The 18,521-nt window shown below is 70.9% G+C and carries 13 protein-coding genes and 2 rRNA genes (1 of these 15 cut by a window edge); 6 read left to right on the forward strand and 9 right to left on the reverse strand.

Annotation, left to right across the window (positions count from 1 at the left end):
* Positions 1-12 precede the first annotated feature (12 nt).
* Positions 13-1,182, forward strand: a complete 1,170-nt coding sequence (locus F0L17_RS09090) for a winged helix-turn-helix domain-containing protein (RefSeq protein WP_155070680.1) — start codon at positions 13-15, stop codon at positions 1,180-1,182.
* A gap of 75 nt (positions 1,183-1,257) precedes the next feature.
* Here the strand turns inward: F0L17_RS09090 and F0L17_RS09095 are convergent, their stop codons facing one another.
* The 7 genes from F0L17_RS09095 to mtnA all read right to left on the reverse strand — a co-directional run bounded on the left by F0L17_RS09095 (position 1,258) and on the right by mtnA (position 9,736).
* Positions 1,258-1,998, reverse strand: a complete 741-nt coding sequence (locus tag F0L17_RS09095) for a response regulator (RefSeq protein ID WP_155070681.1) — start codon at positions 1,996-1,998, stop codon at positions 1,258-1,260.
* A 149-nt stretch (positions 1,999-2,147) separates the two neighbouring features.
* Complete coding sequence (gene hpf, locus F0L17_RS09100) at positions 2,148-2,855, reverse strand: ribosome hibernation-promoting factor, HPF/YfiA family (RefSeq protein WP_162465981.1); 708 nt, start codon at positions 2,853-2,855, stop codon at positions 2,148-2,150.
* A gap of 444 nt (positions 2,856-3,299) precedes the next feature.
* Positions 3,300-4,028 carry a phosphoribosyltransferase family protein gene (locus F0L17_RS09105; RefSeq protein WP_162466776.1) on the reverse strand — a complete coding sequence of 243 codons (729 nt, stop codon included), beginning with the start codon at positions 4,026-4,028 and terminating at the stop codon, positions 3,300-3,302.
* A 19-nt stretch (positions 4,029-4,047) separates the two neighbouring features.
* Positions 4,048-5,856, reverse strand: a complete 1,809-nt coding sequence (locus tag F0L17_RS09110; protein WP_338018016.1) for an LpqB family beta-propeller domain-containing protein — start codon at positions 5,854-5,856, stop codon at positions 4,048-4,050.
* A 40-nt stretch (positions 5,857-5,896) separates the two neighbouring features.
* On the reverse strand, positions 5,897-7,870 hold the full coding sequence (gene mtrB / locus F0L17_RS09115; protein ID WP_155070684.1) for an MtrAB system histidine kinase MtrB: 1,974 nt from the start codon (positions 7,868-7,870) through the stop codon (positions 5,897-5,899).
* A gap of 1 nt (position 7,871) precedes the next feature.
* Complete coding sequence (gene mtrA, locus F0L17_RS09120; RefSeq protein WP_014061181.1) at positions 7,872-8,549, reverse strand: two-component system response regulator MtrA; 678 nt, start codon at positions 8,547-8,549, stop codon at positions 7,872-7,874.
* A complete protein-coding gene (gene mtnA / locus F0L17_RS09125; RefSeq protein ID WP_155070685.1) occupies positions 8,546-9,736 on the reverse strand; it encodes an S-methyl-5-thioribose-1-phosphate isomerase in 1,191 nt (396 codons plus the stop codon). The genes mtrA and mtnA overlap by 4 nt, the downstream gene beginning before the upstream one ends.
* A gap of 144 nt (positions 9,737-9,880) precedes the next feature.
* Between mtnA and F0L17_RS09130 the strand changes: the two genes are divergently transcribed.
* The 5 genes from F0L17_RS09130 to F0L17_RS09150 are packed head-to-tail and all read left to right on the forward strand — an operon-like array spanning position 9,881 to position 15,425.
* A complete protein-coding gene (locus tag F0L17_RS09130; protein WP_155070686.1) occupies positions 9,881-11,182 on the forward strand; it encodes a glycerophosphoryl diester phosphodiesterase membrane domain-containing protein in 1,302 nt (433 codons plus the stop codon).
* 16 nt (positions 11,183-11,198) lie between these two features.
* A complete protein-coding gene (locus F0L17_RS09135; protein ID WP_338018017.1) occupies positions 11,199-11,921 on the forward strand; it encodes a DUF4129 domain-containing protein in 723 nt (240 codons plus the stop codon).
* The gene (locus tag F0L17_RS09140) at positions 11,918-13,135 is read left to right on the forward strand and encodes a DUF4350 domain-containing protein (protein WP_162465982.1); all 1,218 of its coding nucleotides are present in this window, start codon (positions 11,918-11,920) and stop codon (positions 13,133-13,135) included. Before F0L17_RS09135 ends, F0L17_RS09140 begins: the two co-directional genes overlap by 4 nt.
* Entirely contained in the window at positions 13,132-14,097 is a 966-nt protein-coding gene (locus F0L17_RS09145; RefSeq protein WP_162465983.1) for an AAA family ATPase, read from the forward strand. The genes F0L17_RS09140 and F0L17_RS09145 overlap by 4 nt, the downstream gene beginning before the upstream one ends.
* A gap of 17 nt (positions 14,098-14,114) precedes the next feature.
* Positions 14,115-15,425 carry a DUF58 domain-containing protein gene (locus tag F0L17_RS09150; protein ID WP_155070687.1) on the forward strand — a complete coding sequence of 437 codons (1,311 nt, stop codon included), beginning with the start codon at positions 14,115-14,117 and terminating at the stop codon, positions 15,423-15,425.
* Positions 15,426-15,743: 318 nt separating this feature from the next.
* Here the strand turns inward: F0L17_RS09150 and rrf are convergent.
* Positions 15,744-15,860 (reverse strand): 5S ribosomal RNA (gene rrf / locus F0L17_RS09155).
* Between the two features lie 73 nt (positions 15,861-15,933).
* Positions 15,934-18,521 (reverse strand): 23S ribosomal RNA (locus F0L17_RS09160); it runs 536 nt beyond the window's last position.

The raw sequence follows: 18,521 nt of genomic DNA on the forward strand, positions 1-18,521 counted from the left end.
TATCGTCGGCGCATGACCACCGTCACGATCTCGATCTCCGCCGACGAAGCCCGCCGCATCGCGCTGCGCTCACAGGGCCTGTTGGGCCCCGTGGACCGCCGGGCCGGAGTCCGGGGGATGCTGCGCCGCCTCGGAGCCGTACAACTGGACACCATCTCGGTGCTGGCCCGTTCCCACGAGCTGGTGCCGTACGCGCGGCTGGGCGCGGTCGGCCGCGACACGGTGGAGGCGGCCTACTGGACGGGAGGCCACGCCTTCGAGTACTGGTCGCACGCCGCCTGCGTCCTGCCCGTCGAGGAGTGGCCGCACTTCGCCTTCCGGCGCCGGGCGCTGAGGGCCCGGGGCCACCGCTGGCACCTGCTGGAGGACTCCGAGCGCTCCTGCGCCGCCGTGCGGGAGAGGCTGCGGGCCGAGGGCCCCCTGACGGCCACGGAGTTGGGCGGCGCGAAGAACGGCGGCGAGTGGTACGACTGGTCCGAGACGAAGATCGCCGTGGAGTGGCTGCTCGACACCGGCGAGGTCGTCTGCGCCGAGCGGCGCGGCTGGAAACGGGTCTACGACCTGGCCGAACGGGCCATCCCCGGCGAGCTGCTCCACGACGACCTCACCGACCACGAGTGCCTGCGGCGCCTGGTGGCCCAGGCGGGCGCCGCGATGGGAGTGGCCACCCGCGCGGACCTGGCCGACTACCACCGTCTGCGGAACGAACAGGTCGACGCCGTGGTGGCGGAGACGGGCCTGGTCCCGGTGGAGGTCGAGGGCTGGGGCAAGCCGGCCTGGGCGGATCCGGCGGCGCTGGAGGCGGAGTCGGCGGCGGGCCGGGAGCGGTGCCGTACGACGCTGCTGTCGCCGTTCGACTCCCTGATCTGGGACCGGAAGCGCACCGAGCGGATCTTCGGTTTCACCCACCGGCTGGAGGCGTACGTGCCCCGGGCCAGGCGGATACACGGTTACTTCGCGATGCCGCTGCTCTCGGGGGGACGGCTGTCGGGCAGGGTGGATCCGGCCCGTGAGGGCCGCACCCTGGTGGCGCGGCAGGTGTCGATGGCGGGACGCGGGGCGGTGGCGCCGATGGCCCGGGCCCTGTGGGAGGCGGCGGGCTGGGTGGGGTGTGACGCGGTCCGCGTCGAGCGGTGCGACGACCGGGAGCTGGCAGCGGCGCTCACCGCGGCCCTGGCCTGAGGCTCGGTTCGACGGGTTCGACGCTCGGCCCGGCGGGGGCCGTGGCCGGCCCCGCGTGGTTCCTCGGTTCCGTCTTCAGCGGATCTCCAGGATCTTCTCCCGCATCGCGTAGACCACGGCCTCCATCCGGGAGTGGAGCTGGAGCTTCTCCAGGATGTTGCGAACGTGGTTCTTCACGGTGTTCTCGCTGATGAAGAGCTCTTTGGCGATGTCCCGGTTGTTCATGCCGGTGGCGACGAGTTTGAGCACCTCCAGCTCCCGGTCGGTGAGGCGGGGAGCCGGCACCAACCGCTTCTCGTCGGTGCGCTGGATCATCGACTTGAACTCGGTGAGCAGCTTCGCCGCCATCGACGGGCTGATCTGGGACTGCCCGTCGGCCACCGCGCGGATCGCGGTGGAGACCTCGTCGGTGGAGATCTCCTTGAGGAGGTAGCCGGTGGCCCCCGCCTTGATGGCGTCGTAGAGGTCGGCCTCCTCGTCGCTGATCGTCAACATGATGATCTTCGCGCTGGGGGCCACCTCCTTGATCGAGGTGCATGCCTCGATGCCGCCGCGCCGGGGCATCCGCACGTCCATCAGCACGATGTCGGGCAGCAGGTCCGCGGCCTTCTCCACCGCCTCGGCGCCGTCCCCCGCCTCACCGACGACCTCGATGTCCTCCTCCTGGGCGAGGACGATCTCCAGCCCCCTCCGGAAGAGGGCGTGATCATCGACGACCAGGACCCGGATGGGCTCCCCACGCGGTTCGTCCCCGGGCGCGGCACCGGGACCGCCGTGGTGCGCGCCGGGCGTCACGGGCCCGAAGCTGTCCGCCATCGTTCCTCCCCCTGCAACCAGGCAACGCGACGCCAACCGGTCGGTGCAGGGCGCCGGTTGGGCGTGGAGCCATGATTCCATGCCCCGCCCCCGGTCGAATTCCTCGTTCGGCCGGGGGCGGGGCGGTATCGCGGTGTCAGCGACTGTTATCAGCCACCGAGAGCGCCTCCCGCGCCCGGCGGTGCCTCTTCCACGAACGGGTCGGGTTCCAGATGGATGACGCCGTAGTCGTAGCCGTGCCGTCGGTAGACGACGCTCGGCAGCTTGGACTCGGAGTCGACGAACAGGTAGAAGTCGTGCCCGATCAGCTCCATCTCGTACAGGGCCTGGTCCAGCGACATCGGGGCCGCCGCATGGGTCTTCTCGCGGACCACCAGTGGACCCTCGCCCTGCACCTCCAGCGGCCCGACCTTGGTGGTGGGCAGCCGGCGCTCCTCGGGCACCGTCTCCCGGGGGCCGAGACGACCGTCCTCGTCGACACGTGCCGCGTTGGGTACGGTGACGGCCACGTCGCGCGCGGGAATCCGGTGGTGACCGTTCCCCTTGCGCGCGCACACCCTCTTGTCGTGCTGCTTGCGCAACCGCGTCTCGAGCTTCTCGGTGGCGAGGTCCAGCGCCGCGTACGGGTCGGCTGCCGCCGCCTCGGCGCGGATCACCGGTCCGCGGGAGCGAAGCGTGATCTCGACCCGGTCGGAGCGGTCGGCCTGGCGGGGATTGTGCTCCTTGGAGACCTCGACGTCCAGGCGGATCACCTTGGCGTCGATCTTCTGGATCTTGTCCACCTTGAGCTTGTCGACCACGTGCTTGCGGAACCGCTCCGGCACCTCTGTCTTACGGCCCTTGACGACGATGTCCACGCAGAACTCCGTTCCCGGGCGCCTCCGTGCTCCAAGCGGCGGAGCGCGCCCTCTGTGCACTGGGTCCGAACGGTGAGGGTCAACCCCCGTCACCTTCCGGCGCTACGTCGGGTTGCGACCTTCACCTCCTCCCGCTCGGGAAGGCCACCGCCCCCCGTCGCCGGGAAGGCGGTCGGCAAGCCGGGCAAACGCCTGATCGCGCACATGTCCCGCCATACGGAACGACTTTCGCCATTCCTCACAACCGAACCTACCTCCACTGGGGGATGGCCGGCACCCCCTGGCGGCACGTACCTCCGATCGTGTACACCTTCGCTTCTCGTGTTGGTAACGACACGTCTTCCCAGTCGGTTCCGTTTCCACACGGTCGACGGGACCTCGCCCGGCCTCCGATTCGCCCCGGGAGACCCGCGAAAACCGCGCGGCCACCCCGCGCGGCACCGTTCAGCGCGCGTCCGTCCCCGCCTCCGGCACCGCCGCCTCCGACACCGCCACCACCGCGGCGCCCACCACCCGGCCACCGGCCCGGCCCAGCGCCCGAGCCGCCTCCGCCAGCGACGCCCCCGTGGTCACCAGGTCGTCCACCACGACCACCGGCCCCTCCCCCAGCAACCGCGCCGCTCCCGCGACGGTGCCCAGCGCCCCGGCCAGGTTCTCCCACCGGCCCCGGGCGTCCAGCCCCGCCTGATCGGCCACGGAGCGCCGCTGCCGCAGCACGGGAAGCGCCCGTGCGGCACGTCCGCCCCGTCGGAGCTCCCCCGCCGCCGCCAAGGCGATCCGTCGCACCGGGTCGTGGCCGCGCGCCGCCACCGCGCGACGCGCCGACGGAACCGGCACCAACAGCAGCGGCCCGGCCCCGACGCCCGCCGCCGGGCCCGCGGCGCCGGCCGCCGCCCGCACGGCGCGGGCCAACACCGCGCCCAGCGGCGCGGCCAGCCGCAGGGCGCCGCGCTCCTTGTGCGCGAGCAGCACCGCCCGCACCTCGTCGGCGTACGCCGGACCGGCGTACACGGGAGGCGCTCCGTCCGGCACGGCCGACGACCGCACCCGCCGCGCCCGCGCGCCGTTCAACAGGCCCGCGCACCGCCCGCACAGGACGGTGCGCGGCGTCCCGCACCCGGCACAGTCGGCCGGCAGCACCAGATCGGCCAGTTCCCGCCACCACTCCCGCACCCCGACCATGCGGGGATCACTACCCCGGGTAGACGGGCTTCGACCCTTCGTCGGTGACCAGTTCCCAGTCCTCGCGGGTGAGTCGGGCGATGCCCTCCTTGGTGTCGGCCAGCAGCGGGTTCTCATCGTCCTCCGAGGCCGCCACCCCCGTCACCTCGTTGAGGCCCGGCAGGGTGGACGGGCTCGCCGACGAGCCGTCCGTGGCGATGTAGCGGAGCTGCTGCACTCCCCCCGCCTCCCGACCGACGACGACCAGGCGGCTGTCACCGGCCCAGGAGGCGTCCACCACGTCGTCCATCCGCGGGGCGATCGGCCGCAGCCCCTCCACCACGGCGCGTGAACCGTCCTCGGTCTCCTGCCGCTCGATCCTGCCGAGCAGCAGTTCGGTGCGGTCGTCCGCGCTGACCAGGAGCGCCAACCGGACACCGTCCGAGGAGACCCTCAGCGCCTCGATCCTCCTGTCGCCGAGGCCGGCCACCTCCACCGGACGCGGTTCCTCCTGACCGCCGCGCAACCGCAGCAACCGGGGGTTCTCCGGGTCGCGGTCGGCCACCCACAGGTCGCCCAGCCCGTCCCAGCTGGGAGCCGTCAGACCGTCCCGCTCCCGTACCGCTTCGCTGTTCAGCAGGGCCTCGCCGAGTTCGACACCGGCGGTGAGCGGCGCCACGTACAGCGACCGGCCGTCCAGGGAGACCCCCGCGCCGCGCCTCTCGTCCCGACTCACCGAGACCGCGCGCAGGGACACCTGCCCCGTGCCGAACGGCCCGTCGACCGGATCGGCCCCGTCGCCCCTCTCCGCCACCACGGCCAGGCGTTTCCGGTCGTCGAGGAAGTACTGGCCGCTGCGCCCGCCGTTCAACCGGCCCGGCGCGTACGCCTGCGCCTCGTCCCTGCTCAGGGTGCACAGCTCGGCGCCGCCCCGGCCCCGGGTCAGTCGGACGCGCTCGACCCGGACGGACACCTGGCCGCCCACGGTGTGCAGCAGTTGGGCGGCCATCCGGTCGCACCGGGCCTCCTCCGTGCGCGACAACCGGCCACGCCCGTTCACGCCCTTCCCGGCCAGGGGAACCACCAGGGTCCCGGAGTCGTCCGGGGACAGGCGCGCGCCGTCGGCGAGCCGCGTGCCCTCGGGGAAGGCGGATTCGACCACCGGCGCCAGCCAGCCGGTCGGCCCGTCCAACAACGCCCTGACCGCCTCGGTCATCGGATCTATCCGCTGCCTGAGGTAGACGGGGTCGGCGACCAGGACGTCCCTGCCGCGCACCACCGCCCCGGTGTCGGGCCCCAGATCGGCGTAGTGGTAGGTGTCCACGGACCGGTAGATGCGCTGGAAGTCGGACTGGGCCACCACCAGGCCGTCCGGCAGCCGGTCGATCCGCCACTCGCCGTCGACCCGGACGAGGTGGAACGTCTCCCGGTACGTGCCCTCGCTGGGCCGGTAGGCGTGCTGGCCGTCCACCACCGCCATGGTGAGGCCGGTCACCTCCAGCGTGACACCGCCGCCCCGCTCCTCGGTGAGGACGTCGCTCGGGGTGTAGACCTGGGGGGCGCCGTCGAGGACCGTCGTGCGGGCGAACGGGTCCCAGGAGCGCGCGGTGGCGTCGGTCAGGTACTCGCGGGCGGTGGAGAACTTCGGCTCGTCGCTCGTGGTGGCCTCCAGGAAGCCGCGGACGATCTGCCCGGGATGCGCGCCCTTGCGCGGGCTGACCCCGAAGACCCGGACCTGCGAGTCGGTGTCGGCGCGGGGCGAGGGGTTCACCGGACGCACGTCTCCCCCGTCGGGCATCGAGGCGCAGCCGGCGAGCAGCGCCACGAGGACACCGAGCACCGCCGCCGTCCTCCCGCGCGGGAGGCCCGCGCCCCGGCGTTCAGTCACCGTCGTGCCGGTTCGCATCGCGTCCCCGCTCCCTCGCGCTCCCGGTCGTCCCTGCCGTGTCCGTCGCCCTCGCCGTGTCGGTCGTGCCGGTCGCGTCCGCCCTGTCCGCCGTCCCCGGGCGGGCGCCGCGCCCCGTGCCGTCCCCACCACGGTCCCCTTCGCCCCCACTGCCCCGAGGCAGTGCCGCCACCGGTCCCGGTCCCGGCGGCACGGCGGCCCGCGCCATGCCCGGCAGGGCCTCCGTCACGCCGCGCCTGCGGCGCGAGTCGGCGGGCTCCAGCGGGATCGGGGAACCGCGCAGGGGTTCCCCGGCCGTCCGCGGGATGGTCAGGCGGAACTGCGACCCCCCGCCCGGCTCGCCCCAGGCCTGTAGCCAGCCGCCGTGCAGCCGGGCGTCCTCGACCGCGATGGACAGTCCCAGACCGGTGCCGCCGGTGGTGCGGGCCCGGGCCGGATCGGCGCGCCAGAAACGGTTGAAGACGCGGTTGGCCTCACCCGGTTTGAGCCCGACGCCGTAGTCGCGCACGGCCACGGCCACCGCCCCGTCCCCGGAGGCCAGCCGGACCACGACGTCCCGGCCCTCGCCGTGCTCGACGGCGTTGACCACCAGGTTGCGCAGCACCCGTTCGACGCGGCGGGCATCGGCCTCGGCGATCACCGGCCGCTCGTCGCCGTGCACCAGGAAACGGCTGCCCTTGCGTTCGGCCAACGGCTCGGCCCCCTCCAGCACGCGTCGGACCACGTCCCGCAGATCCACCGGCTCGGCCTCCAGGGCGGCCGCCCCGGCGTCGAAACGGCTGATCTCCAACAGGTCCGCCAGCAGCGACTCGAAGCGGTCGAGCTGCCCCAACAGCAGTTCGGCCGACCGTTTGGTCACCGGGTCGAACTCGTCCCGTGCCTCGTGGATGACGTCCGCCGCCATCCGGACCGTGGTGAGCGGGGTGCGCAGCTCGTGCGAGACGTCCGAGACGAAACGCCGCTGCATCCGGGAGAGCTCCTCCAGTTGCTGGATCTTCAACTGGAGGTTTCTGGCCATTTTGTTGAACGACTCCCCCAGGCGCGCGATGTCGTCCTCACCGGTGATCTTCATCCGTTCCTGGAGGCGTCCGGCGGCGAGCCGCTCGGAGATCCGGGCGGCCATCCGCACCGGGGTGACGACCTGCCGCACCACGAGCCAGGCGATCGCGCCCAGCAGCACCACCACGAACACCCCGGCCGTGGCCAGGGTGCCCTTGACCAGGCTGAGGGACTTCTCCTCCTGTTCGAACGGGAACAGGTAGTAGAGCTGGTACGGGTCGCCGTTGGGGTCGTTGAGCCGCTTGCCTATGATCAGCGCGGCCTCCGTCCGGCCGCCGTCGAGCACCACCCTGCCGTGCTGCTCGTGGGCGTCCGGGCTCTCGTCCAGGGTCTGCCGCATCGCCTCCGACACGCTCTCCTCGGGCTTCACCAGGCCCGAGGCGCGCGGACCGTGGGTGCCGGTGATCCCGTCCGCGCCGAAGGTGCCCGCCTCCTCGTCGGAACTGAGCGCCACCAGGTAGTAGACGCCCTGCCCGCCGCTGGCGAGCTGCGCCACCAGGTTGCTCAGCCAGATGCCGGTGTCCTGGACACCCCGGCGGCCGTCGCCGCCCTCCCCCTCGGCACGGCCGTCGGCGGCGGCGTCGGCCATCTGCTCGGCCACCGCGAAACCGCCGGTCGCCTGGCTCTGCGCGGCCTGCCGCTTGGCCTCCAACAGGCCGTTGCGGACCTGACCGATGACCACCAGGCCGAGCAGCAGGACCACCGCGAGCGACATCAGCAGTGTGGCGGCCACCACCCGCAACTGGAGGTTGCGCCGCCACAGCCGTACCACGGGCAGCAGCGGACGCCGCACCCAACGGACGAACATCCGGAACACGGGGTGCGCCCGACCGCCCGTCGCGCCCTCGGAGAGCAATCCGGTGGGGAGGAGTCGACCGCCTCGCGTCATGTCAGCTGGGCCCGGCCTTGTATCCCACGCCCCGCACGGTCACCACGATCTCGGGCCGCTCCGGGTCCTTCTCGACCTTGGAGCGCAGCCGCTGCACATGCACGTTGACCAGCCGGGTGTCGGCCGCGTGGCGGTAGCCCCACACCTGCTCCAGCAGCACCTCCCGGGTGAAGACCTGCCAGGGTTTGCGGGCGAGGGCGACCAGCAGGTCGAACTCCAGCGGGGTCAGGGCGATGGACTGACCGTCCCGCTTCACCGAGTGTCCCGCCACGTCGATCACCAGGTCCCCGATGGCCAGCTGTTCGGGCGCCGGCTCCTCGGAGCGGCGCAGCCGGGCCCGGATGCGCGCCACCAGCTCCTTGGGCTTGAACGGCTTGACGATGTAGTCGTCGGCACCCGACTCCAGGCCGACCACCACGTCGACGGTGTCGCTCTTGGCGGTGAGCATGACGATCGGCACGCCGGACTCCGCCCGGATCAGCCGACACACCTCGATGCCGTCCCGCCCGGGCAGCATCAGGTCGAGCAGTACGAGGTCGGGCTTGGTCTCGCGGAAGGCAGCGAGGGCCTTGTCGCCGTCCGACACGAACGACGGTTCGAAGCCCTCCCCGCGCAGCACGATGCCGAGCATCTCTGCCAGTGCGGTGTCGTCGTCGACGACCAGGACGCGTCCCTTCATGAGCCCATCATCCCATTACCCGATCGCGGCCCCGCCGAGGTCGATGCCGAACCGGCCCACAGCTCGGCCAGCGCATCGCCGGTGACCGGCGAGACCACGCCGCGCTCGGTGACGATCGCGGTGACCAGCTCCGCCGGAGTGACGTCGAAGGCCGGGTTGTACGCCCGCGCGCCCAGGGGGGCCACCGGGATGCCACCGCCCGGCTCGGCTCCCGCCCCCGGCACGGTCGGCGGCGCGAACTCCGTGATCTCGTGGCCCGGCCGCTGCTCCACCTCTATCGAGGCCCCGTCGGCCGTTCCCGCGTCCACCGTCGTCACCGGCGCCACCACCACGAACGGCACGTGGTGGTAGCGGGCCAGGACCGCCAGCGGATAGGTGCCGATCTTGTTCGCCACCGAACCGTCGGCCGCGATCCGGTCGGCCCCCACCAGCACCGCGTCCACCTCCCCGGCCGCGAACAGGGAACCGGCCGCGCCGTCCGTGAGGACCGTGTACGCCATGCCCTCGCGGGCCGCCTCGTAGGCCGTCAGCCGCGCGCCCTGGAGCAGCGGCCGGGTCTCGTCCACCCACAGCCTGCGCAGCTCGCCCGCGCGGTGCGCGGCCCGCACCACCCCGAACGCGGTGCCTCCCCCACCGGACACCAACGCTCCGGTGTTGCAGTGGGTGAGGATCCGGTAGCCGCCGCCCGGCAGCAGCTCCCCCAGCAGCCCCAGACCGTGCGCGGCCATCCGCTCGCTCGCCTCGGCGTCCTCCCGGTGCAGGGCACGGGCCTCGGCCAGGGCCGCGGCGGCCGCCCGCTCCAGGTCCGCGCCGTCCCGGAGCGCGGCACGGTACGCCCGCTCGGCCCGCCGCACCCCGTACTCGAGGTTGACCGCCGTCGGTCGGGCGTGCGCGAGGTGCTCGGCGGCCTCGGTCACGTCGTAGCCGCGGGCCGCGGCCAGTGCGACGCCGTACGCGCCGGCCAACCCCAGCAGCGGGGCCCCGCGCACCGCGAGCGAACGGATCGCGTCCACCAGGGCGGGGACGTCGGTGCAGACGAGTTCGACCTCGTCGACGGGCAACCGGGTCTGGTCGAGCACCACCACCATCGGTCCCTCGGGAGGTTCCTCCCAGCGGAACGCGGGAACGGGAACCGGTGCGTCGTCGGGGGCCGGTGCCGCGAATCGGCCCTCAGTCTGGTCAACCATTCGAACAGTCTGCCCCTTCCTCAACCGACAATCGAAGACGGCCGGACCCGAAGGCCCCGCCACGTCCCGGGGCGGCGCGTGGCACGATGGCTGCCAACCGGCCGATTCCCACGGACGGACCGCGAGAACACGAGGTGAACTGCAGTGAGTGACTCTCCGGGTTGGGCCTCACCCGGATCCTCCCCCTCCGATCCTCCCCCGGCGTCCGGCGGGGACGCGTCCGGCGCCGCCTCCACCGGACAGCCCGAGGGCCGCGAGGGCGGTCACGGGAGCGACCGCGGGGGCGACCACGGGGACAAGGTACCCACCGACAAGGCGCCCTCTCCGCCCGCCGGCCCGCAGCAGCCGACGAACTGGTCCGCGCAGCAGCCGCCCGCCGCGCCGCACGGCTGGGGCGCCCCTCCTCCGCCACCGGGACAGCCGGGCTGGGGCCACTGGAACCAGCCCCCCACCGTCAAGCCCGGCGTCATCCCGCTCCGCCCGCTGGGCGTCGGCGAGATCCTGGACGGGGCGGTCACCACGGCCCGCACCCACTGGCGGACGGCCCTGGGGATCTCGCTCGTCGTCGCGGTCATGATCCAGATCGTGTCGACCGTCGCCACCGGCATCTGGCTGCGGGACAACAGTGGTCTCCAGGCCCTCGAGAACGAGACCAACCCCACCGCCGAGGACTTCCGGGAGGCGTTCAGCGGCACCGCGAGCGCCCTGGGCGTCGAGATGCTGGCCGCCCTGGTCGGCACCGTCCTCGCCACCGCGATGCTCACCATCGTCGTCAGCCGTGCCGTCCTGGGGCGTCCGGTGACCATCCAGGAAGCCTGGCGGGACTCCCGGCCGCAGTTGCTGCGGCTGCTCGGCCTCACCCTGCTGATCATGCTGATCGTGACCGGCGTGATCGTCCTGGGCGTCCTGCCCGGCATCATGCTGGGAGCCGCGGGCTCCGCGGTGGTCGGCGGGCTCCTCGCCATCCTCGGCGGTCTCGCCGGTACCGCGATCGCCGCCTGGCTGTGGGTCCGCTACAGCCTCTCCGCGCCCGCGCTGATGCTGGAACGACAGGGCGTGTCCGCCGCGCTGCGCCGCTCCGCCAAACTCGTACGGGGTTCGTGGTGGCGCATCTTCGGCATCCAGATCCTCACGGCCCTGTTGGTCTTCCTGGTGGGCATGGTCGTCCAGCTTCCCTTCACCCTGCTGGCCCCGCTGATCGGCGGCAGCGGCCCCGAGGGCCTCCTGAGCGGAGGGGTCGCCGAGGTGACCTGGACGTACCTGGTCATCGTGGGCATCGGGGCGGTGCTCGCCTCCACCATCACCCTCCCGATCTCCGCCGGCGTCACCGCCCTGCTCTACATGGACCAGCGCATCCGTCGTGAGGCCCTCGACCTGGAGCTCGCCCGAGCCGCGGGCGTCCCCGGCTACGAACAGCCCTCCGGCGGCCCCGCGCCGGGGCACTGACGTGGTGACGGGGGCCGTGTCGAAGGGCGCGGCGGTGGAGGCGGCGGAACGCCCCCTCGCCGCCGCGCCGCCCGATGGCGAGGTGCCGGTGACGATCCCGCGCGAACCCGCGCGCGAGGCCGCCGAGGACGAACTGTCCAAGCCGATGTACCACGAGAACGACCCGAGCCTGCTGCGCCGCCTGCTCGACTGGGTGTGGGACCGGATCGGCGACCTCCTGAACGCCGCGGCCGGCGCCACCCCGGGCGGTTGGGTCGGCCTCACCGTCGTCGTCCTGATCGTCGTCCTGCTGTTGGTCGCCCTGCGGCTGCGCATGGGCGCCCTGCGTCCCACCCCCACCGTCGAACGTCGCGGCGACCTCTTCGGCGCACGTCCCCGCAGCGCCGCCGAACACCGCGCCGAGGCCGAGCGGCACGCGGCCTCGGGCCACTGGAGCGAGGCCCTCCAGGAACGGATGAGGGCCCTGGTCCGTTCCCTGGAGGAACGTGCCCTACTCGATCCCCGCCCCGGCCGCACCGCCGACGAGGCCGCGGCCGAGGCCTCCCGTGTCCTCCCGGAGCACGCCGACGCCCTACGCGCCGCCGCGGTGGCCTTCGACGAGGTCACGTACGCCGACCGCACCGCCGACCGGGCCGCGTACGCCCGGCTCCGCGACCTCGACGACGCCGTCCGCCACAGCAGGCCCCGGCTCGACGGCGACTTCTCCGGCACCACGACCACCGGTGGAGGCGCCCCGTGACCACGTCCCCCTCCTCCGCTGCCGCACCGACCACCTCGGTCTCGCCCACCGCCCGCCACCTGTGGCTCCGGGCCCGGGGCCTGCTGCTGGCCGCCGCCGTACTGGTCCTGGCCGGTCTGGCCATCGCCGCCCTGCGCTCCGGCGACCGGCACGGCATGCTCGATCCGCGCTCCGCCGACCGCTACGGCAGCCGAGCCACCGCCGAGCTCCTCGCCGATCACGGCGTGGACACCACCGTCGTCACCACCACGGCCGAGGCCACCCGGGCCCTGGGCCCCGACACCACCCTGCTGGTGGCCAACCCCGACCTGCTGAGCGCCGACCGGCAGTCCGCCCTGCGCGCCGCCACCGCCGACAGCGGAGGTCGGACCGTCCTGCTGGCCCCCGGGCCCGCCTCCGTGAGCGGCCTGGCCCCCGGGGCACGGGCCGTGGCCCCCACCTCCGTGCGGACGCTCTCCCCGTCCTGTGACGCCCCCTACGCCAGGCGAGCCGGTCGGGCCGACCTCGGAGGCATCACCTACAGCACCTCCGCCGAGGACGTCGACGCCTGCTACCCCAGCGGCGAACTGCCCACCCTGCTCCGGCTGCCGGAGAACGCGGACGGCGACACCGTGCTGCTCGGCGCTCCGGACCTGCTGTACAACCAACGCCTCGACGAGCACGGCAACGCGTCGCTCGCCCTGCAGCTCCTCGGTTCCCGACCCCACCTGGTCTGGTACCTTCCCTCCCCGGACGACGCCGCCGCCGGCAGCGGCGACCGCAGCTTCACCGAACTCGTTCCCGCCGGGTGGAAGTGGGGCGCCCTCCAACTCGCCGTCGCCGCCGTCCTCGCCGCCCTGTGGCGGGCCCGACGCCTCGGTCCCCTCGTACCGGAACAACTGCCCGTCTCCGTTCCCGCGTCCGAGACCACCGAGGGACGCGCTCGTCTGTACCGGCAGGCGAACGCGCGGGACCATGCCGCGGACGCACTGCGCTCGGCCGCTCGGGTCCGGCTCGCCGCCCTCCTCGGGGTGCCTTCCTCCCGGGCCCACCTCCCCGAGGTCCTGGTGCCCGCCCTCGCCTCCCGCACCGGCGACGACGAAGCCCCGGTCCACGCCCTCCTCTTCGGCCCCGCCCCGACCGACGACGAAGCGCTCGTCCGGCTGGCCGACGATCTCGATCTCCTCGAACGCCGCATCACTCCGTCTCCTACAGACAAGGACCGCACCCCGTGAGCGCCCCTTCCGCCGACAGCGCCCGCGCCGCCCTCGAGGCCCTGCGCGGTGAGATCTCCAAGGCCGTGGTCGGTCAGGACGCCGCCGTCACCGGCCTCGTCGTCGCCCTGCTCTGTCGCGGGCACGTGCTGCTGGAGGGTGTCCCGGGCGTCGCCAAGACCCTCCTCGTCCGGGCCCTGGCCGCCACGCTGGAACTCGACACCAAACGTGTCCAGTTCACCCCCGACCTGATGCCGAGCGACGTCACCGGTTCCCTCATCTACGACAACCGCACGGCCGAGTTCTCCTTCCAACCGGGACCGGTCTTCACCAACCTCCTCCTCGCCGACGAAATCAACCGCACGCCCCCCAAGACACAGGCTTCCCTCCTGGAAGCCATGGAGGAGCGGCAGGTCTCCGTCGAGGGGACCGCGCGCAAGCTTCCGAACCCGTTCCTGGTGGCCGCCACCCAGAACCCCGTCGAGTACGAGGGCACCTATCCCCTCCCCGAGGCCCAACTCGACCGCTTCCTGCTGAAGTTGCAGATTCCGCTGCCCTCCCGTGACGAGGAGGTGAGCGTCCTCACCCGGCATGCCGAGGGCTTCGACCCACGTGATCTGGCGGCCGCCGGGGTTCGACGGGTGGCGGGCCCCGCCGAGCTCGACGCGGCCCGCGCCGCGGTCGCCAAGACCTCCATCTCCCCGGAAGTCGCCGGCTACGTCGTCGATATCTGCCGTGCCACTCGTGAATCCCCCTCGCTCTCCCTGGGCGCCTCACCCCGTGGCGCCACCGCCCTGCTCTCCACCGCCCGCGCCTGGGCCTGGCTGACCGGCCGCGACTACGTCACCCCCGACGATGTGAAGGCCCTCGCCCTGCCCACCCTCCGCCACCGCCTCAGACTGCGGCCCGAGGCAGAGATGGAGGGGGTCACCGCGGACAGTGTGATCACCTCGATCCTTGCCCACGTCCCCGTACCCCGCTGAGACACCCGGCCCGAACGATGGCTCTCACCGGACGAACGGCTCTCATCGCCGCCCTCGGCGCACTCCTCGTAGGCCTTCTGTTGCCGAGTTGGACCGGCCTGCTCGCCGTCGAAATCCCCCTGCTGCTCGCAATTCTGTACGACCTCGTACGAGCGGCACCAGTCCGAAAGCTCCTTTTCACCCGTTCCGGTGATACGTCAGTTCGACTCGGAGAGCCGGCCGAGGTGCACCTCACCGTCACCAACCCGTCGAACCGTCCCCTCCGCGCCGACCTGCGCGACGCCTGGCCCCCCAGTAGCCGGCCCGCCGGGTCGGAGTTCGCCGAGTCCCGGCACCGACTGACCGTCCCCGCCGGAGAACGTCACCGCGTCACCACCCATCTGCGTCCGACCCGGCGCGGCGACCGCCGAGCAGTCCGCGTCACGGTGCGCTCCTACGGCCCTCTGGGCCTCGCGGCACGTCAGGGTGGCCACTCCGTGCCCTGGACCGTACGCGTCCTGCCGCCCTTCACCAGCCGCAAGCACCTGCCCGCGCGGCTCTCCCGACTCCGGGAACTCGACGGACGCACCAGTGTCCTCACCCGTGGCGAGGGCACCGAGTTCGACAGCCTCCGGGAGTACATCCCCGGGGACGACACGCGCTCCATCGACTGGCGCGCCACCGCCCGTCAGACCGGTGTCGCCGTCCGTACCTGGCGCCCCGAGCGGGACCGCCACATCCTGACCGTCCTCGACACCGGCCGTACGTCGGCGGGACGCGTCGGTGACATCCCCCGTCTCGACGCCGCGATGGACGCCGCCCTGCTGCTGGCCGCCCTCGCGTCCCGTGCCGGCGACCGCTTCGACCTGCTGGCCCACGATCGCCGGGTGCGCGCCTCCGTACGGGGAAGAACCGCCCGGGACCTCCTGCCCGCGCTGGTCACCGCGATGGCCCCGCTCGAACCCGCCCTGGTCGAGTCCGACGCGCGGAGCATGGTCTCGGCCGTACTCCACGGCGCCTCACAGCGATCGCTCGTCGTCCTCCTCACCGGCCTCGATCTCTCCCCCGTGGAAGAGGGACTTCTCCCGGTGCTCCCGCTGCTCACCCAGCGCCACACGGTCGTGGTCGCGTCGGTCTCCGACCCCCGTGTCGAGGAGATGGCCCGCGCCCGCGGCACGCTCGACGCCGTCTACGGAGCCGCCGCGGCGGCCAGGACACAGAACGAACGTCGTGACACCGCGGCCCGACTCCGTCGGCACGGCGTCACGGTCGTGGACGCCACTCCCACGGAGCTGGCCCCCGCCCTGGCCGACACGTACCTCGCCCTCAAGGCGGCGGGCCGCCTCTGACCCTCGAAGGCCAGTGGGCCGAACCGGCCCATCGCGCTCCACACCACCGCCGTCGGACCTCCCCGGCGGGGACGTCACCTCGTCCTCCGACGCCTCCGGCCTCGGGCTTTTGAGCCTCTGCCGTCCCTCGCGCGTACACGTTTCCGGCTCCGCGTTTCCGCCGGCGCCGGCAGCGACGCCGGCGAAGCGGCAATGCCGAAGAGGAAAGGGGAGCGGGGCATCCGGGCCTGAGGACTCCCGACCCGGTCGTTCTTTCTGGCCCGGAAAAGAGTGAAGGCCCCGCCGGGAAACCCGGCAGGGCCTTCAACTCAACATATCGTTCGGCGGCGTCCTACTCTCCCACACGGTCCCCCATGCAGTACCATCGGCGCTGAAAGGCTTAGCTTCCGGGTTCGGAATGTAACCGGGCGTTTCCCTCTCGCCATGACCACCGAAACACTATAAAACCCAACCAACCCGAACACGGACGGTCGTGGTCTCAGAACCCACACAGTGGACGCGAGCATCTACGGTCAAGCCCTCGGCCTATTAGTACCGGTCGACTCCACCCCTCACGAAGCTTCCATCTCCGGCCTATCAACCCGGTCGTCTCCCGGGAGCCTTACCCCCTGAAACGGGGTGGGAGTCCTCATCTCGAAGCAGGCTTCCCGCTTAGATGCTTTCAGCGGTTATCCCTCCCGAACGTAGCCAACCAGCCATGCCCTTGGCAGAACAACTGGCACACCAGAGGTTCGTCCGTCCCGGTCCTCTCGTACTAGGGACAGCCCTTCTCAAGACTCCTACGCGCACAGCGGATAGGGACCGAACTGTCTCACGACGTTCTAAACCCAGCTCGCGTACCGCTTTAATGGGCGAACAGCCCAACCCTTGGGACCGACTCCAGCCCCAGGATGCGACGAGCCGACATCGAGGTGCCAAACCATCCCGTCGATATGGACTCTTGGGGAAGATCAGCCTGTTATCCCCGGGGTACCTTTTATCCGTTGAGCGACGGCGCTTCCACAAGCCACCGCCGGATCACTAGTCCCTGCTTTCGCACCTGCTCGACCCGTCAGTCTCACAGTCAAGCTCCCTTGTGCACTTACACTCACCACCTGATGACCAACCAGGCTGAGGGAACCTTTGGGCGCCTCCGTTACCCTTTGGGAGGCAACCGCCCCAGTTAAACTACCCACCAGACACTGTCCCCGATCCGGATCACGGACCCGGGTTAGACATCCAGCACGACCAGAGTGGTATTTCAACAACGCCTCCACACACACTGGCGTGCATGCTTCACCGGCTCCCACCTATCCTACACAAGCCGAACCGAACACCAATATCAAGCTGTAGTAAAGGTCCCGGGGTCTTTCCGTCCTGCTGCGCGAAACGAGCATCTTTACTCGTAGTGCAATTTCACCGGGCCTATGGTTGAGACAGTCGAGAAGTCGTTACGCCATTCGTGCAGGTCGGAACTTACCCGACAAGGAATTTCGCTACCTTAGGATGGTTATAGTTACCACCGCCGTTTACTGGCGCTTAAGTTCTCAGCTTCGCGGTACCGAAGCACCACTAACCGGTCCCCTTAACGTTCCAGCACCGGGCAGGCGTCAGTCCGTATACCTCGCCTTACGGCTTCGCACGGACCTGTGTTTTTAGTAAACAGTCGCTTCTCGCTGGTCTCTGCGGCCACACCCGGCTCGGAGTGCAAGACTCGTCACCAGACATGGCCCCCCTTCTCCCGAAGTTACGGGGGCATTTTGCCGAGTTCCTTAACCATAGTTCACCCGAACGCCTCGGTATTCTCTACCAGACCACCTGAGTCGGTTTGGGGTACGGGCCGCCGTGCAACTCGCTAGAGGCTTTTCTCGACAGCATAGGATCATCCACTTCGCCACCATCGGCTCGGCATCGGGTCTCACCCCTACACGAGGGACGGATTTACCTACCCCTCGGGCTACACCCTTACCCCGGGACAACCACCGCCCGGGCTGGACTACCTTCCTGCGTCACCCCATCACTCACCTACTACCGGATCGGACCGTCGGCTCCACCACACCCCGCACCCGAAGGCACGAGAGGGCTTCACGGACTTAGCATCACCGGGCTCGGCCCTTGCGCTCCACAGCGGGTACCGGAATATCAACCGGTTGTCCATCGACTACGCCTGTCGGCCTCGCCTTAGGTCCCGACTTACCCTGGGCAGATCAGCTTGACCCAGGAACCCTTGGTCAATCGGCGCAGGAGTTTCCCACTCCTGTATCGCTACTCATGCCTGCATTCTCACTCGTGTACCGTCCACAACTCGCTTCCACGGCTGCTTCACCCGGCACACGACGCTCCCCTACCCATCGACACCCTCGTTGGAGGTTACTGTGCCGATGACACGACGTCGGCGGTGTGCTTGAGCCCCGCTACATTGTCGGCGCGGAATCACTTGACCAGTGAGCTATTACGCACTCTTTCAAGGATGGCTGCTTCTAAGCCAACCTCCTGGTTGTCTCTGCGACTCCACATCCTTTCCCACTTAGCACACGCTTGGGGGCCTTAGTCGATGCTCTGGGCTGTTTCCCTCTCGACCATGGAGCTTATCCCCCACAGTCTCACTGCCGCGCTTACCACTTACCGGCATTCGGAGTTTGGCTAAGGTCAGTAACCCGGTAGGGCCCATCGCCTATCCAGTGCTCTACCTCCGGCAAGCAACACACGACGCTGCACCTAAATGCATTTCGGGGAGAACCAGCTATCACGGAGTTTGATTGGCCTTTCACCCCTAACCACAGGTCATCCCCCAGGTTTTCAACCCTGGTGGGTTCGGGCCTCCACGACCTCTTACAGCCGCTTCACCCTGCCCATGGCTAGATCACTCCGCTTCGGGTCTTGGGCACGCTACTCAATCGCCCTGTTCGGACTCGCTTTCGCTACGGCTCCCCCACACGGGTTAACCTCGCAACATACCGCAAACTCGCAGGCTCATTCTTCAAAAGGCACGCAGTCACGACCGCAAGTGCAAGCACTCACGGCGACGCTCCCACGGCTTGTAGGCACACGGTTTCAGGTACTATTTCACTCCGCTCCCGCGGTACTTTTCACCATTCCCTCACGGTACTATCCGCT

Origin of the sequence: Streptomyces taklimakanensis, assembly GCF_009709575.1 — a bacterium.
GTDB classification, from domain to species: Bacteria; Actinomycetota; Actinomycetes; order Streptomycetales; family Streptomycetaceae; genus Streptomyces; species Streptomyces taklimakanensis.